Genomic DNA, 16912 nt, shown 5'->3' on the forward strand with positions numbered 1-16912 from the left:
AAAACTCTACACGCTTCTACCTTTGTTAACGTGAGTTTGACAAGCCCTTTTTTGACCTCTCCCCCAACCCCTCTCCGACACGGAGAGGGGAGCCAAAACCCTAATTTCTCGTTACTCCTCCCTTTCCCCGTGGGAGAGGGAGGTTGTCCGGGAGAGGTTCATCGAACTCACGTTTTGTTACAGCTGATACCCGTTTTTATAGTACAATTGTTCTATGAATTAAAATAGCACGTATTGGCTTCGGCTTCTGCCGAGGCTTTCCCTTTGAGAACAATTAGAGTGAATACCCCAAGTCTTGGGTCTATCTTTGTAGTATGTAAAGAAGCACTTTGACCTAAGACTATGCCTTCTTCTGAAAAATCTCTCACTTATCCAACTAGCCATAAGAGCAATCAAGTCGATAATTACCACGGTACTTTAGTTGCAGACCCTTACCGTTGGTTAGAAGATCCTGACTCTGAAGAAACAAGAACTTGGATTGAGGCACAAAATCAAGTTACTTTTGGCTACCTGAGTGAAATTCCTGCTAGGGAAAAAATTAAACAGCGCCTCACCAAACTTTGGGATTATGAAAAATACGGTATTCCTTTTAAAGAAGGCGAATCTCTGCGAGACGGTTCCACCGAACGCTACTTTTATTTTAAAAATGACGGGCTGCAAAACCAAAGTGTCCTTTACACCTTGAAAACCCTCGACGACCAACCCCAAGTTTTACTCGATCCCAATAAACTCTCAGAAGATGGCACTGTTGCTCTTTCGGGATTATCGATTAGCGAGGATGGTAAGCTTTTAGCTTATGGTCTTTCCTCCTCCGGTTCTGATTGGCAAGAGTGGAAAGTACGCAATATTGAAACTGGTGAAGACCTTCAAGACCACCTGAAATGGATTAAATTCTCTGGCGCATCTTGGACACACGATAATCAAGGTTTTTTCTACAGTCGCTACGATGAACCAAATGAAAAAACTCGATTAGAAGATGTCAACTATTATCAAAAGCTCTACTATCATCAACTAGGTAAACCTCAATCAGAAGACGTTTTAATTTATCATCGTCCTGACCAAAAGGAATGGGGTTTTAGTGGTGGCGTTACTGAAGATGGACGCTATCTAATAATTTCAATTTGGCTAGGTACTGACTCTAAAAATTTGGTTTTTTCCAAAGATTTAACGAATCCTAATGCGGAAGTCGTAGAACTAATTAACCAATTTGAGGCAGATTATAGCTTTATCGATAATGATGATAGCGTCTTTTATTTTCGCACAGATTTAAATGCACCACGGGGAAGGGTTATTGCGATTGATACCAAAAACCCCGCTCCAGAAAATTGGCAAGAAATCATTCCCCAATCTGCGGAGACTCTCGAAAGTGTCGGTATACTTAATAATCAGTTCGTTGCTGATTACCTCAAAGATGCTCACAGTCAAATCAAAATTTTTGACCTCAAAGGTGGATTTATTCGAGAGGTAGAACTACCCGGACTCGGTTCAGCCGGAGGCTTTGGTGGTAAGCGTTATGATACTGAAACTTTTTATAGTTTTACCAGCTTTACTATACCAGGTACTATTTATCGCTACGACATGGTGACAGGAAAAAGTGAGGTTTTCCGTCAACCACAGGTAGATTTTAATCCTGATGATTACGAGACAAAACAAGTCTTTTATCACAGCAAAGATGGTACTAGAGTACCAATGTTTATTACGCACAAAAAGGGTATTAAATTAGATGGAAATAACCCTACTTATCTCTACGCTTATGGTGGTTTTAATGCTTCAATGACACCTAGTTTTTCTGTGAGTTTGTTGGTGTGGATGGAGATGGGTGGTGTCTATGCGATGCCTAATATCCGCGGCGGTGGAGAATACGGCGAAGAATGGCATCAAGCAGGAATAAAGGATAAAAAGCAGAATGTGTTTGATGACTTTATTGGCGCTGCTGAGTGGTTGATTGCTAACAAGTATACTAAGACACAGAAGCTAGCGATCGCAGGTGGTAGTAACGGCGGTTTATTAGTGGGTGCTTGTATAACGCAACGTCCCGATTTGTTTGGTGCAGCGTTACCAGCAGTCGGCGTCATGGATATGTTGCGGTTCCACAAATTTACCATCGGTTGGGCTTGGACTTCTGAATATGGTTCAGCAGATAATCCAGAAGAGTTTCCGGCGCTGTATGCTTATTCGCCATTACACAACATCACACCAGATACAGCTTACCCAGCAACCTTGATTACCACAGCCGATCATGACGATCGCGTTGTCCCTGCTCATAGTTTCAAATTTGCCGCAGCTTTGCAAGAGGCTCACACAGGTGATGCGCCAACGCTAATTAGAATTGAGACTAAAGCCGGACATGGTGCGGGTAAACCCACGGCTAAAATTATCGAAGAAGCCGCAGACAAATGGGCTTTTTTGGTACGTGCTTTAGATGTGAAATTTTAGTGGGCATTGCCTACCCTATGAGACTAAACTAACTATCGCCCTCACTAACTTCTCTGGCTCTACAGGTTTTGTAATGTGAGTTTGAAATCCTACCTGAAGCGCTCTTTGTTGGTCAATTTCTGCGGCATAAGCGGTTAGTGCGATCGCCCGAATGTTTCCTCCTTGATTCGGTGGGCGAGATCGAATCTGCTGCATCAGCATATAGCCGTCCATCTCAGGCATACCTATGTCACTCACTAGCACGTCAGGAGTGAACTGCTCTAGAGCTTGCAAAGCTTCTAAGCCAGAAGTGACGGCTGTCACATTTGCACCGCTTTGTTCTAACACAAATGCCTGAAACTCGCGGGTATCGGTATCGTCATCCACCAGCAAAATTTGAACGCCGTCTAAAGGCACTTCTGCTTCTATCTGTGTGTGTATTGGCTCAGATGCGTTGAGCTTTGCTCTTGCCGCAGGCATCGCTCTTGCCTGCTGCATGAGGGGCAATTGGATGATAAAGGTTGCACCTTGATTCTCACCCTGACTTTCTGCTGTCACCGTGCCCCCGTGCATTTCTACAATTTGTCGCACGATCGCTAGCCCCAATCCCAACCCGCCAAATTTGCGTGTCGTTGAGCCGTCTTCTTGCCGAAAATACTCAAATACATAAGGTAAAAACTGGGGATTGATGCCCTTACCAGTATCGACTACCCGAATCTGAGCTAGCCCGTCGAGTTGCCGCAGTTCAACGGTTACTTGTCCGCTGTTGGGTGTAAACTTAACCGCATTGGTAAGTAAATTCCACATTACTTGTTGCAAGCGGGCTGCATCGCCAGAAATCAGAGCGATCTTAGAATCAAGATCGAGCGCGATCGCAATATTTTTTGCTTCTGCTGCCAAACGCACCGTTTCCACTGCGGCAGAAATCACAAAAGTCAACCTGACCGGAGCCGCTGTTAAACTGAGTTTACCCTGCATGATGCGCGAGATGTCGAGCAAGTCTTCGATTAGTTGCGTCTGTAAATTGGCATTGCGCTCGATAATTTTCAAGGCTTCAGCTCTACGAGCTTCGCTGAGTTTGCCGTTTTGTAGTAAGTGTGTCCAGCCCAAAATCGGGTTGAGAGGCGATCGCAATTCATGGGGGACAGCACCGCCAAAAACTCATCTTTGATCCGGTTGGCGCGATCGGCTGCCTCTCTTGCAGCTTGTTCGCGAACCAGGAGTTGTTCTCGTTCTGCATCAATGCGTTTTTGCTCAGTGATATTGAGTACAGTGCCAACAAAGCGTTGTGGATTGTCGGCAGCATCAAAGTAAGCCTGTCCTCTGGCCGCAATCCACCGTTCAACCCCATCCTGAATCCCAATCGTGCGATATTCTGCGTCATACTTGCCGTTGCTGGCCGGATTCAAAGTCCATTGCACCACCTGTTCTAGTCGTTCGCGATCGTCGGGGTGCAGTCCGGCAAAAAAGACCTCAATGCTGCTCTCGGCTTCTGGTGGTAAGCCAAACATGGCTTTGCAACCCTCATCCCAAATCAATTGGTTGGTGATGAAATTCCAGTCCCACGTGCCTAATTGGGCAGCTTCGATCGCCATCCGAAAGCGGTTTTCACTGTCGCGCAAGGCGGCTTCAGTGCGGGCGCGTTCGATCAGCGGAGCGACACGCGCTGCAACGTTTTCCAGCAACAACATCTCATCCGCCGTCCAATGGCGCGGCTTGTTGGAACTGACTCCGATCGAAGCTACCCAACGCCCTTCACGGACAAACGGTGCGATGACGTAGGATTGCAGATTGATCGGCGTGTAATTGTCGGCGAAATCCTTTGTCCACGGATGCACGTTCACGTCATCAATCCCGAACGGTTGACGTGCCGCCGTTTCCCACCATTCCTTCGCGCCGAAAAGGGAAAGGTCGTAAGTTCCGGCAAGATCCGATCCGTCGAGCCGCCAATCGGGTAAAACCGTTACCTGGCTGCCGTCTGGCGTGACATCAAGATAATAGCAGCGATGCCCGTTCAAAAACGTTCCGACTTCGCGCGTGACGATGCGGTTGATTTCCACTGCATCCGTCACAGTGCCGAGTCTTCGGCTTAACTCGGTTAAAAACTCCACTTGTCGTTCGGCTTGTTTGCGCTGGGTGATGTTGCTGAAATAAACGCTGATGCCGTTTGGGGCCGGGTAGGTGCGAACTTCGTACCAGCGATCGTGATCCGGGTAAAACGCGGTCATTGACGCAGCCACACGATCGCGCATGGCGCTCCAGTAAACCTGGGCCAATTCATTGCTAATCAGTCCTGGATATTCTGACCACAAATTCTTGCCAACTAAATCGCCTGGAGTGCGATCTAGTAGTATTTCGGCAGATGGATTCATATAAGTAAACTGCCAGTTCTCATCCAGTGCAAAGAAGGCTTCAGCGATGCTCTCTAAAATATTTCGAGTCTGCTTCTCGCTTTGGCGCAAAGCTTGCTCTACCTGTTTGCGCTCGGTGATGTCTCGCGTCACGCCTGCCACTGCATCTACTACGCCGTTTATGCCCAAAATTGGCACGAAAATGTATTCATAGGCGCGTGTGCCGATTGCGCTAGTGTAGGGCATTTCATCCTTGAGCGGCTGGTGCGTGGCGATCACCTGTTGAATCTGCTGCTGAAGTCGGGTTGCTAAATCGGTTGGATAATCCAGCTCAAAAAAGTTTTTTCCCAAAGCTTCATGCGAAGTTTTCTGCCAAAGATTGAGCAACGCCGGGTTGACATACGTGAACCGTCCCGCCAAATCAAAGGTGTAAATAAAATCGGGAATTGCAGCGACAAGCGCGTCAAACTTCCGCAGTTGCCCTTCCAGTTCGGTGCGGCTCTTGCGTAATGCTGCTTCAGCACGGGCACGCTCGACAGCTGCCCACGTCTGCTCTGCGGTTTCCTCGACTCGTCTTACCTCATCTTTCGTCCACTGGCGAGGGTTTGCCTGATGCACCGCCAGCAAAGCGACAAATTGATCGTTCTCGATCAGCGGCACATCAATATGCGAGGCAATATCGATTGATCGATACCTTGCCTTTTCGCTGGCTGTGTATTTAGAGTAGTTGACCACATCAGGAACGATCGCCGTTCGCCCCGCTCGATGGTCATCTGTCAGGTTGCGCCCAAAGTCTTCTAGATGGTACAGTCCGCTCAGTTCGGCAACGCCGTTCGTGTAGTTTTTATGAGCGATGATCTCCTGACTGCCGGGTAACACTTCGATGTAAATAACGCGGCTTGCACCTAGAGACTCGCCTAGAATGCGGGCAGCGATCGCCTGAATCTCATTAGCATCAGTCAGCGGGCGTAGCGCATTGGTGAGCTTGACTCGAAGCGCATCGGCTTGGGCAGCTTGAGGCAAGGTATCTGTTGATGTGCTAACCGACAGCAGATCGGATTCTAGCTGCTGGACTCGATCTAGTTCTGTCAACAGGATCTGCACAGCCGTTTTTAGACTGTCCGACCAGGTTTCGACGGCCCCTAGCGACGTTTGCGACCAATCGTGCGATCTCAACAATGCACCTATCTCGCCGCCACCAACAAAGAGGTTTTCAGCCTTGGTGCGATCGGCAGCCCATCTCTGGCGGTGTCGCATTTCCCGTTCTAAAGCCTTAACTATTAAATCATTAAATGATTCGCTACCTTCCTTGAGTTTCCTGGCTTTTGCAAGCAAGTCAGGCGGAAAACAGATTGTTAAGGCTTCGCGTTCCATAGCAATGAGTGTAACCAGATATGGATACCATTTATTGTATTGTGCCCATAGAATAGTAAGACTAAGTTTGCTTCCACTCTCTTTATCTGCAATCAGAGGGTGAGTTTTAATATTGATAGATGAGTTAAAATTCAATCAATCACTCACTCTAGGCAAATATTAATTATGAAATGGGAAGAAGTTTGCGAACACAAACAATTACAAGATTTACCCTTCAAAATCGAATTAAATAAATGGGGTCAAATCGTCATGAGTCCAGTCAAAATTAAACATTCTTTTTATCAAGGAAGAATCCAACGTTTATTAGAATCTTTATTGAATATAGGAGAAGTCATGCCAGAATGCGCTATCAACACATCAGACGGTGTGAAAGTTGCTGATGTTGTTTGGTGTTCAGAAGAACGATTTTCTCAAATTGAAGATGAAGTATCAGCGTCTATTGCACCAGAAATTTGTGTAGAAGTCAAATCAACTGGTAACACTTTGGAAGAAATGGAATTTCAAAGAAATTTATATTTAGAAGCTCAAGCTATTGAAGTATGGTTATGTAATGAACAAGGTCAAATGACATTCTATAATGAGCAAGGCGAGTTAGAGCAATCTTTGTTAGTTTCTAAGTTTCCTAGACAAATTAAACGGTAATTTTAGAGAACAAGGGAGAAAGCGACCGCCTAAATTACTTCTTTTTAAAATGTATCTTAAAAGTCTTGATAATCTTTAATTAAAACCTGGATAAAACTAACCTTTACTTCATTTAAATTATTATCTATTTCATAAATCATGCGATATCAACCTTAACAAAGGGTTAAGCAATAATAATGAAGACAAACAATTATTTACCTTCACCCTCAATACGCTTCGGTTAAGATTTTTTGATAAAAATTCTAGATTATTAAAGATGCGAGAAATCACCCTCTCTACAAAGGAATGATTATTGTAGAGACGGCGATTCCTCGCGTCTTGCCTTAACCAAACAGTATTACCGCTTTTCCCGATGTGAGCAAGAAGTTTGATATTTTTATCCTTCTTGTGCGGTTAAAACGCGACAGCTTGAGCTGTACCAGTCAAATGGATTGTCGTATAAGTTTGTCTTTGCCCCTGGTTGAATTTAGGAATCACAGAAAAGAGATTTGTTGTTGTGATTCCCTTAGTTTCTACTGGCGCTGAGTTGGTTTTTCCAAGGTTTACACGGGGTAAAATCAAAGTAAACACGGTATTGCCAGTATCTACTGTCTTACGGATAGTCACACTTACTAATGTACCAATTTCTGTTTCTACACTACGGATCTGCTCGGTACCTTGAAAGTTTAATGTCTGTTGCTTATCTTTATAGGTAAAAAGGGGCTTGCCAGTAAAGCTTGTCGTTGAGTAGCTAATGCTGACATTCTTACCTTGAAACTGGTATAAGTTTGGTACTACTTCTGAGGCATTAGCTGATAATACAGGTATTGCTGTTAACAGCATACCTAATGTAAACGATCCAATCAAATTTCTTGTTTGCATATCTAAAAAAGTTTTTGCTAGTTTGACGGAGATACTTACCCGAATGGGATGACAATAGGTATCAAATCAATTTTAAAAGTAGATATTGCTACAATCGTGTAAAATGGAACACATTGCAATGCTTGTTAATATATTTGCAATAATTTCTAATATTCTGTAAAAGTTTGCTCTGCGAACCTGATAACCCTTGGGTAGTTTTAACAAATGCACCCAGATATGCTATGGGCAAAAAAGTAGTACAGCAATAAGTTTATATATCATCTTCCCCTGTCACATTTGTTTTAAGGGAATTTTGATTTCATTTTTGTCTTATTCCCTCAATAACTAGCAACTTGAGTTAGATTTAAATTTTGAAATACCCTTTGGGGTTTTATTTTAAAATTGGAAATTTTGTATTGCTTATGAAACGGCGATCGTACATGATGCTTTTAGGATTTTTCCTCAGCCTTATTTTAACTATCGTGCCAATGCCTGGCAATTTCACTAATGCTGCAACACCAACAGCAGTCACACCTGTTTCAGCCCTCTCATTTACCCAAGGAGTGCAAAAAACGGTATTAGACAACGGCTTAACGGTACTAACTAAGGAAGTCCATACTGCTCCTGTGGTGAGCGTGCAAGTTTGGTATAAAGTTGGCTCACGCAACGAGGTTAAGGGAGAGAATGGTATTTCTCACCAGCTAGAACATTTGATGTTCAAAGGTACAAATGACCGTCCAGTACAGTTTGGACGGTTGTTTAGTGCTTTGGGTAGCCAGTTCAATGCTTTTACTAGTTATGACGAAACAGCTTACTTTGGCACAGTGCAGCGAGACAAATTAGAAGCACTGCTGACACTAGAAGCCGATCGCATGGAAAATTCCTTAATTGGGCCTGAACAACTCACCAGTGAAAAGCGGGTGGTGATCTCCGAGTTACAGGGATACGAAAATTCACCAGGTTATCGTCTGAGTAAGGCAGTGATGCGAGCTGCTTTCCCTAATCGAGCTTATGGTTTATCGGTGGGAGGCACAAAAGCCGATGTAGAGCAATTCACGGTGGAGCAGGTACGGAATTATTACCAAACCTACTACAGCCCAGAAAATGCCACATTGGTGATTACCGGAGATTTTGCCACAAAACCCGCACTCAAAGTTGTCCAAGAAACTTTTGGTAAGTTATCGCAACGAGCAAAAAAGAATACGGCACTCCCTAATGCCAGGACAGCAATTGATAATTCCTCGGCATCTTCTTCTGTTGCTGAGGCTTCTCCATCTACCCCTGCTGCGAAAAAAGCACCGATTGTCCTCAAGCAACCTGGAAGCGCAGCACTATTGCAAGCAGTGTATCCTCTGCCAGATATCAAACATCCTGATGTTCCAGCAATTGATTTGATGGATGCCATTCTTACAGGTGGACGTAGTTCTCGACTTTATCAGGCTTTGGTGGAATCTGGACTCGCTAGTTCAGTGAGTGGTGGTGCTGCCGAACTGATCGAACCGGGTTGGTATGAAATTAATGCTACAGCGGCTCCCGGTCAAGAGTTGGGTAAAATTGCCCAGGTACTCCAGGAATCTTTAGTAAAATTGCAAGAGCAGCCTGTTACCTCAGAAGAGTTGAAGCGGGCAAAGACGCAATTGCAAGCCTCGTATATTTTGGGGAATCAAGATATCACTAGTCAGGCTAATCAACTGGGGTATAACCAAACGATCGCAGGGGATTATCATTTTATTGAAAGATATCTGGCTGCGATCGCAAAAGTGACTCCTGCTCAAGTCCAGAAAGCAGCGAAAACTTACCTCAATCCGGCTCAACAAACCATCGGTTTCTTTGAGCCGACTCAACCAGATGGTAAACCAGGAACTTCTAGCGCTGGTTCTGGACGCACGGTGGAAAATTTTAGCCCTGGTAAGCCTGTAGATCCAGCAGAACTAGCAAAATATTTGCCACCTGCTACATCAGAAACAGATTCAGCTAAACAATCACTACCAGAAGAGTTTACCTTAAAGAATGGTTTGAAGGTTCTGTTGTTGAGCGATCGCAATCTTCCCACCATTAACCTGAGCGGACAAATTGACGCTGGTAGTGAATTTGACGGCAATCAAAAAGCTGGATTAGCGAATCTAACTGCAAGCAACTTAATGAATGGGACGCAGACTAAAAATGCTCTGACCCTAGCAAAAACCTTAGAAGACCTGGGAGCCGATTTGAGTTTCAGCGCTAGCCGCGAGGGAACTAGCGTTAGTGGTGAGGGACTTTCAGCAAATCTGCCAATATTGATTCAAACTCTAGCAGATGTGTTAGAAAACGCCACTTTCCCCGCAGATCAGTTAGAACTAAGTCGCCAAAGGGCATTGACAAGTCTGAAAGTTCAACTGGATGACCCTAGAGGTTTGGGAAGGCAAGTATTCCAACAGGCAATTTACCCTGAAAATCATCCATTCCACAGCTTTCCCACAGCCGAGAGTTTAAAGACTATTACTCGTGATGATTTGCTTGGTTTCTACCAGACACACTACCGACCGGATACCACGACGATCGCCTTAGTGGGAGACTTCGATCAAGTTAAGGTAAAAGCTTTGCTAAATGAGGTGTTTGGTAAATGGCAGGCCACAGGTAAGCCACCTGTTCTCAAAATACCAACTGTACCATTTCCGCAAACTTTGACACAACTAAATAAAGTAATTCCCGGTAAAGCTGAGGCTGTCACCTACATCGGCTACAACGGCATCTCCCGGAAAGATCCACGTTATTATGCGGCATTGGTGCTAAATCAAATTTTGGGTGGTGATACCTTAGCCAGCCGCTTGGGTACAGAAGTGCGCGATCGCCAAGGTCTAACCTACGGTATATATAGTGGTTTTGCTGCTGGGATCAATCCTGGTCCCTTCTTGATTCAAATGCAAACTGCTCCTCTTGATGCCCAAAAAGCGATCGCCAGTACTCTCGCATTACTAAAACAGTTACGCGAGCAAGGAGTAACTGAAGCTGAATTAAACGCAGCAAAACGCTCAATTACCAATAGCTATCCTGTGGATTTAGCTAATCCTAGTGATGTATCAAGCATCATTTTGGATAATGCTGTCTTGGGGCTTTCACGGTCAGAAATCCGAGAGTTTCCTCGACGGATTGAAGCAGTCACTATGGCTGATACACAAAAGGCAATTGAAGATTTAATTAAGCCAGAAAATCTGGTGATTGTCACCGCCGGGCCTGGAGATAGTGTAACCAAAGGCAGCTAATCACCTCAGATACATACTAATGGGATTTGATTCAATACAGTTCAGTTAAGAAAAATTGTAGGTTGGGTGAAGCAAAGCGCAACCCAACAAAGCTATGAAAATGTTGGGTTTCGTTCCTCAACCCAACCTACACAACTAAAATCCAAAATGGTATAACAATCCTATCTGATTGGTAAAAATCGCAATAATAAAATCCCCGATTTCTTTAAAAAGTCGGGGATTTCATTGTTTACGAATGATTTAGTAGGATGGCTAATATCACCTTCGTACTTCTTGCCTCCTGCCTCCTGCCTCCTGCCTTCTGCCTCCTTTAAATTGAATAAGACACTGGAAAGGACTTTGCATCCTTTGGCTTCACATACACTCGCTGTAGAGGTTCTAACTTTAAGTCATTAAAGCGATCGCGTGTTAAATGCGCCATCACTACTTGCCCGTCATCGAAAGTTAATTCCACCTGAATTTCCCAACCCAAATGTATTAATCGGCTTACTGTTGCAGGTGTAGTGGTACCGTTAGCAGCCTTTTCTAAAATCACATCTTGCGGGCGCAAAAATACTTGTGGGTGTGGCGCATCAAACCCGCTACTTTGAAAAATCTTCGAGTTGCTGGGTAACACATTCACCGGGCCAATGAAGCTCATTACAAATGCGGTGGCAGGATTATCATAAATTTCAGATGGTGTCCCCACCTGTTCTACACGTCCTTTATTCATCACCACAACCTCATCGGAGACTTCCATTGCTTCTTCTTGGTCGTGGGTGACGAAAACTGTGGTAACATGAACCTCATCATGGAGGCGGCGTAACCATGCCCGTAAGTCTTTGCGGACTTTAGCATCAAGTGCGCCAAAGGGTTCATCTAGCAATAAAACTTCCGGTTCTACTGCCAAAGCCCTAGCTAAAGCTACGCGTTGTCTTTGACCGCCAGAAAGTTGTGATGGATAGCGATCGCCTAATCCAGTCAATTGCACCAATTCGAGTAACTGTTCTACTCGTCCTTTAATCCTCTTTGGCTGTGCCTTACGAATTTCTAAGCCAAAGGCAATATTTTGCTTAACTGTCAGATGCTTGAATAGAGCATAGTGCTGAAATACAAACCCAATATTTCGTTGTTGCACACTTTGGTATGTAGCGTCCTTACCGGTAAGCAGGATTTTACCGCTATCTGGCATTTCTAAACCTGAAATTAACCGTAGTAGCGTAGATTTACCCGATCCCGATGGACCAAGTAATGCAACTAGCGAACCACTCTTAATTTCTAGGCTAACCTCATCAACTGCCTTGAAACTCCCAAATTGTTTGGAGACGTTCTCAACTACTATACCCACTGCTACTATAACCTCTGCAACTAAATCTACAGATCCTTGGTAGGATTACTGTGTCCTACATATACCATATATTGTTATTTATGGATGAACAAGATTTAGCTACCGCAACTACCGCAATCGAGGAAGCTACAGTCAGCACCACTGCAATCTAGGGAACTACAATCAGCAGCACCACAATCTAGGGAAGCACAATCGGGAGTTATGCTAACGATCTCGACACAATTACAGCCCAAATCGGCACAATCAAAACAGTTGGTATTGTCGCTACTAATAAATGAAGATTTTTGAGTAACTTTACCAGATGCTTGTCGTTGCTGCATGTCTCTTTCCTCCTCTGTAGATTCTTCTGAGTTTTCGCTCTGCATTCGCAATATTTGATTGGCTTGCTTGCAAGCTTGAAATCGTTCGCGGGAATTAACAAAAGCTGCTTTTAACCCTTCCTTAGCAACTATCCGCTTAATGTATTGCGAGCAAGATTCGCCGCCATATAGTATTCTGTGGGCACAAGCAAAACCTTTGTGCGGAGAAATATGTTTTTGATATCCAGTAATTGCGGCAGTACTAATTTGTCTAGTAAAAGAATCGAATAAGGAAATCTGCATATTTTATAACTGGGGCATTGGGCATTGGCACTAACCAATATTCTTTTGTACTTACGCAAAAGCTCTTTGAAACTCTTATTTCTTTGTGTTATACCCTGCAAGAAGCCGCTTTGCATCTATGAGGTTCGTTTTTCATGATTTTGCGTAAATCCTGTTCTTCATTCTTCCCAATACTCAATACCAAATACTCAATACCCCAGGTTCAATTCGTATCGAAACATTAAGGAATATTGCATTTGTGCAGAAACCTGGAGGTAAAGCGCCAAATCACCAGAAAGACCGTGGTAGTATGCTCTCGGTAAATGTGAAGATTGGGAGAAAGACCTTTGACACTACGGGTTGCTGTTATTGGGTCAGGCCCTGCTGGTTCATCTGCCGCAGAAACACTGGCAGCCTCTGGGATTGAAACCTACCTGTTTGAGCGCAAGCTAGATAATGCGAAGCCTTGCGGGGGTGCAATTCCCCTATGTATGGTGAGTGAATTTGACTTACCACCAGAGATTATCGATCGCCGGGTACGGAAGATGAAAATGATTTCACCTTCCAATCGCGAGGTTGATATCAATCTGGTAAATGAAGAAGAATATATAGGAATGTGCCGCCGGGAAGTGCTGGATGGCTTTTTGCGCGATCGCGCGGCCAAACTAGGCGCAAATTTAATTAATGCCACTGTTCATAAACTCGATATACCAGGAAACAATACCGATCCCTATACCATTCATTACGTTGACCACACAGATGGGATATCACAGGGTATTGCCAAAACTCTGAAAGTGGATCTAATTATTGGGGCAGATGGGGCTAATTCCCGCGTTGCCAAAGAAATGGACGCTGGGGATTACAATTATGCGATCGCTTTCCAAGAGCGAATTCGCTTGCCCGAAGACAAAATGGCCTACTATAACGATCTCGCCGAAATGTATGTCGGTGATGACGTTTCTACCGATTTCTACGCTTGGGTTTTCCCCAAATATGACCACGTAGCTGTCGGTACTGGTACGATGCAAATCAATAAAGCCAGCATCAAACAGTTACAAGCTGGTATTCGCGCCCGTGCATCCGAGAAGTTGGCAGGCGGTAAAATCATCAAAGTTGAAGCCCACCCCATTCCCGAACATCCCCGTCCCCGTCGTGTTGTCGGTCGCATCGCTTTGGTGGGAGATGCTGCTGGTTATGTTACCAAGTCTTCTGGTGAAGGTATTTATTTTGCCGCTAAATCTGGGCGGATGTGTGCCGAAACCATTGTCGAAGCATCTAACAGTGGTAGCAGGATTCCTACAGAAGGCGACCTGAAGGTTTACCTGAAGCGTTGGGATAAAAGATACGGACTCACTTATAAGGTGCTGGACATTCTGCAAACCGTATTCTATCGTTCCGATGCTACCCGCGAAGCGTTTGTAGAAATGTGTGATGACCTCGATGTACAACGGCTAACATTCGATAGCTATCTGTATAAGACGGTTGTCCCAGCTAATCCGATCACTCAACTGAAGATTACTGCCAAAACCATTGGTAGTCTAATTCGGGGTAATGCCCTTGCACCTTAATTGAGTGGGACTTCCAACAAATAAATTACCCGATTTTGCCGATTGGAAAGAATGTCAATTTGAAATTGATCGGTAAACAAGTTCGTAGTAAGGACTTTAGTCCTAGATTCTTAAGCACTGAAGTGCTTACTACAAACTCATGATATTTAATGAGACATACCACTTGGTAATACCATTTTAGACTTCGGCTCCTTTCGACTTCGCGGTAGTTGAGCGCAGTCGAAACTCAAGGCAAGTCGCTCAGTCGAACGATTTTGGATTTTAGACTTCGGCTCCTTTCGACTTCGCGGTAGTTGAGCGCAGTCGAAACTCAAAGCAAGTCGCTCAGTCGAACGATTTTGGATTGGGAATTGCCTTGGTGCGTCTGACTTGCTGTGAATCCATCTGTCGCAATCATTTTTCAAAATGGTATAATTTGTGAAGTTAAAAGTATGTATTTATACTCACAATCCATGCTTGCTATACCAATTAAGATAGCGTTGTAGGCGATCGCGCAGGTAACTCGGCTTGCTAATATCGTGGGATTGCTCGGGATAAATAATCAATTGAGTATCAACCCCTAAACTTTTGAGTGCTTCATACATCTGCTCGGAGTTGTGCAACGGAACAGAAACATCGCGATCGCCACCCAGAAATAGTGTTGGTGTTACAATTCGGTCGGCGTGCAGGAACGGAAAAGAAACTCTTAGCCAAGTGTTGAGGTTTTTCCACGGCACGCCCAATTCCTGTTCGTAGTCATAAATATACTCGTCAGTACCGTATCCTGCCAAAATATTGGAAATACTAGCTCCACTTACCGCAGCTTTGAAACGAGTATCTTGGGCAATCGTATAGTTTGTTAACATACCACCGTAACTCCATCCACCTATTCCCAACCGAGATGGATCGGCTATTCCTTGTGCTTCAACGTAGTCAACAGCAGCAAGGACATCTTGAACATCTTTATTTCCCCAGTCAGCGTAAATAGCCTTCGAGAAAGCTTCACCCCGTCCCGAACTACCCCGTGGATTAACTGCAACGACAACATAACCTTTTGCTGCAAACAGCTGCCAGTCATACATAAACTGGTTTGTGTACTGCCCGACTGGGCCACCATGAAGTTGAAGGAGTGTTGGGTATTTCTTTCCTGGTTGAAAATTTGGTGGTTTGACTAAGAAACCGTGAATTTCGGTGCCGTCTTTACTCTTGAAACTAATTTCTTCCGTGGTTCCTAATAGAAGTTGGGTAAGCAATTCCTGATTTTCGTGGGATATTGAACGCAGCTCAGTGCCTTTAAGGGTAAAAACCTCACTTGGCTGCTGTGGCATTGAGGATAACAAGGCAATCCTGTCGTCACCCGCTAAGTCAAAAGCGCTGATATTTCTACGTCCACCTAGTAATCGCTCTATCTTACCGCCTGCTACTGGTACTTTTGCTAGGTGAACATTACCATCGTCTTCCAGCAAAAACAGAATTGATTTGCCATCAGATGTGAAGCGTGGCTTAACAACATTGCGATCGAGTTTTGCTGTTAACAGGCGTGGAGTACCTCCTTCCGATGGAATAACGGCAAGATGGTAAACAGCGTACTCAATTAGCTTTTCAGGGCCTCCTTGCAGATAGGCTATTAACTTCCCATCTGGACTCCAAACAGGTCGGCTACCCCAGGAGGGATCGCAATCGGGGACTTCATTGGTAGTTATTTGATGTACTTTTGCTCCTGGTTGGGCTTGGATTGTGTAGACATCCCAATTGTTATGCCGATCAAAATCAGCACCACGCTTGCTGACAAAAGCAATCTTCTTTCCATCTGGAGACCAGCTGGGCAAATACTCATTAAACTCACCTGCTGTCAGAATATCTGCTTTGTGAGTTGCTAAGTCAAACAGGTAGAGGTGTTCGCGACTTTTTCCAAGATATCCAACGCCGTCCTCCTGAAATTGAAAGCGATCGATGACAATTGGCTGTGCCGTCTTTTGTTCGTTGTAAGTTTTTTGGGGTGGATCGTCGGCGATTACAGCCAGTTGTTTGCCATCGGGCGACCAAACGAAATCAGAAACGCCTCCTGGAAAATCTGAAATCTTTTTTGCTTCTCCATCGGCAAGATTCAGCAGCCAAATTTGATTGTCTTCACTGTCGGACTGACGACTGGAGAGAAAAGTTAGGTACTTTCCATCAGGACTGAAACGAGGAGAACTTTCGCTATCTTTACTGTTAGTTAATTTTAGGGTGCGGGAGCCATCCCACGAAGTCAGATAAATATGGTTGTTGACAGAATCATTCTGATATCGGTACTCTTGACCGTATAGCTCTATCCAGGCTCCATCGCTAGAAATTGCGGTTCGCTGACTTGGTGGAGAGCAGACATATCGTCTAGGGTAATCAGCCGTTTGGACGTTGCTTGAACCTTGAGACTCGTACCGATTAAAGCAGCGATCGCACTACAAGCTAATGCAAGTTCCCTAAACTTTTTCATGTTTGTTGTCAAAATTAGCAAGGACGCTTATCTTACATCTGTTAGTCACTTTGCTGGATGTTACTTGCAACTTTATTTTACAAACAGCCTCTTCTAATTTGTCACGCTTGGGGGGAG

10 protein-coding genes and 2 pseudogenes are annotated in these 16912 nt (G+C 44.5%); 5 read left to right on the top strand and 7 right to left on the bottom strand.

The genetic code is table 11. The features are described 5' to 3' along the window. Positions 1 to 342 precede the first annotated feature (342 nt). Positions 343 to 2436 (top strand): prolyl oligopeptidase family serine peptidase, encoded by a 2094-nt coding sequence (locus NSTCB13_RS36570; RefSeq protein ID WP_448275845.1) that lies wholly within the window; start codon positions 343 to 345, stop codon positions 2434 to 2436. 15 nt (positions 2437 to 2451) lie between these two features. Here NSTCB13_RS36570 and NSTCB13_RS36575 read toward each other — a convergent pair. Next, positions 2452 to 4526: pseudogene (locus NSTCB13_RS36575) on the bottom strand (ATP-binding protein). A 12-nt stretch (positions 4527 to 4538) separates the two neighbouring features. Beyond that, positions 4539 to 6140, bottom strand: a pseudogene (locus NSTCB13_RS36580) (YlcI/YnfO family protein); the annotation flags it as partial. 165 nt (positions 6141 to 6305) lie between these two features. Between NSTCB13_RS36580 and NSTCB13_RS36585 the strand changes: the two are divergent. Next, positions 6306 to 6782, top strand: a complete 477-nt coding sequence (locus NSTCB13_RS36585; RefSeq protein ID WP_445626528.1) for a Uma2 family endonuclease — start codon at positions 6306 to 6308, stop codon at positions 6780 to 6782. Positions 6783 to 7175: 393 nt separating this feature from the next. Here the strand turns inward: NSTCB13_RS36585 and NSTCB13_RS36590 are convergent, their stop codons facing one another. Beyond that, positions 7176 to 7643 (bottom strand): hypothetical protein, encoded by a 468-nt coding sequence (locus NSTCB13_RS36590; protein ID WP_445626529.1) that lies wholly within the window; start codon positions 7641 to 7643, stop codon positions 7176 to 7178. A gap of 401 nt (positions 7644 to 8044) precedes the next feature. Between NSTCB13_RS36590 and NSTCB13_RS36595 the strand changes: the two genes are divergently transcribed. Further along, positions 8045 to 10864, top strand: a complete 2820-nt coding sequence (locus NSTCB13_RS36595) for a M16 family metallopeptidase (protein ID WP_448275847.1) — start codon at positions 8045 to 8047, stop codon at positions 10862 to 10864. Between the two features lie 310 nt (positions 10865 to 11174). Here NSTCB13_RS36595 and NSTCB13_RS36600 read toward each other — a convergent pair whose 3' ends face one another. Together NSTCB13_RS36600 and yidD are read right to left on the bottom strand one after the other, a co-directional pair. Beyond that, entirely contained in the window at positions 11175 to 12191 is a 1017-nt protein-coding gene (locus tag NSTCB13_RS36600) for a sulfate/molybdate ABC transporter ATP-binding protein (protein ID WP_445626531.1), read from the bottom strand. Positions 12192 to 12286: 95 nt separating this feature from the next. Beyond that, positions 12287 to 12793 carry a membrane protein insertion efficiency factor YidD gene (gene yidD / locus NSTCB13_RS36605; RefSeq protein WP_445626532.1) on the bottom strand — a complete coding sequence of 169 codons (507 nt, stop codon included), beginning with the start codon at positions 12791 to 12793 and terminating at the stop codon, positions 12287 to 12289. A gap of 326 nt (positions 12794 to 13119) precedes the next feature. Here yidD and chlP point away from each other — a divergent pair, with 326 nt between their 5' ends. Beyond that, positions 13120 to 14340 carry a geranylgeranyl reductase gene (gene chlP, locus NSTCB13_RS36610; RefSeq protein ID WP_448275850.1) on the top strand — a complete coding sequence of 407 codons (1221 nt, stop codon included), beginning with the start codon at positions 13120 to 13122 and terminating at the stop codon, positions 14338 to 14340. A 443-nt stretch (positions 14341 to 14783) separates the two neighbouring features. Here chlP and NSTCB13_RS36615 read toward each other — a convergent pair whose 3' ends face one another. Continuing rightward, the gene (locus tag NSTCB13_RS36615) at positions 14784 to 16148 is read right to left on the bottom strand and encodes a S9 family peptidase (protein ID WP_448275852.1); all 1365 of its coding nucleotides are present in this window, start codon (positions 16146 to 16148) and stop codon (positions 14784 to 14786) included. Positions 16149 to 16279: 131 nt separating this feature from the next. On the opposite strand from NSTCB13_RS36615, the gene NSTCB13_RS36620 reads away from it, so the two are divergent. Then, positions 16280 to 16504, top strand: coding sequence for a hypothetical protein (locus tag NSTCB13_RS36620; RefSeq protein WP_448275853.1), 225 nt, complete (start codon positions 16280 to 16282; stop codon positions 16502 to 16504). Between the two features lie 126 nt (positions 16505 to 16630). Here the strand turns inward: NSTCB13_RS36620 and NSTCB13_RS36625 are convergent, their stop codons facing one another. Beyond that, positions 16631 to 16795, bottom strand: a complete 165-nt coding sequence (locus tag NSTCB13_RS36625) for a hypothetical protein (RefSeq protein ID WP_448275855.1) — start codon at positions 16793 to 16795, stop codon at positions 16631 to 16633. Between the last annotated feature and the right edge of the window lie 117 nt (positions 16796 to 16912).

The organism is Nostoc sp. DSM 114160, assembly GCF_053470305.1.

Excerpts from the sequence above, each read along its gene's own strand:
- NSTCB13_RS36570 (WP_448275845.1), top strand. The coding sequence starts at position 343 with ATGCCTTCTTCTGAAAAATCTCTCACTTATCCAACTAGCCATAAGAGC.
- NSTCB13_RS36585 (WP_445626528.1), top strand. The coding sequence starts at position 6,306 with ATGAAATGGGAAGAAGTTTGCGAACACAAACAATTACAAGATTTACCC.
- NSTCB13_RS36590 (WP_445626529.1), bottom strand. The coding sequence starts at position 7,643 with ATGCAAACAAGAAATTTGATTGGATCGTTTACATTAGGTATGCTGTTA.
- NSTCB13_RS36595 (WP_448275847.1), top strand. The coding sequence starts at position 8,045 with ATGAAACGGCGATCGTACATGATGCTTTTAGGATTTTTCCTCAGCCTT.
- yidD (WP_445626532.1), bottom strand. The coding sequence starts at position 12,793 with ATGCAGATTTCCTTATTCGATTCTTTTACTAGACAAATTAGTACTGCC.
- NSTCB13_RS36625 (WP_448275855.1), bottom strand. The coding sequence starts at position 16,795 with ATGAAAAAGTTTAGGGAACTTGCATTAGCTTGTAGTGCGATCGCTGCT.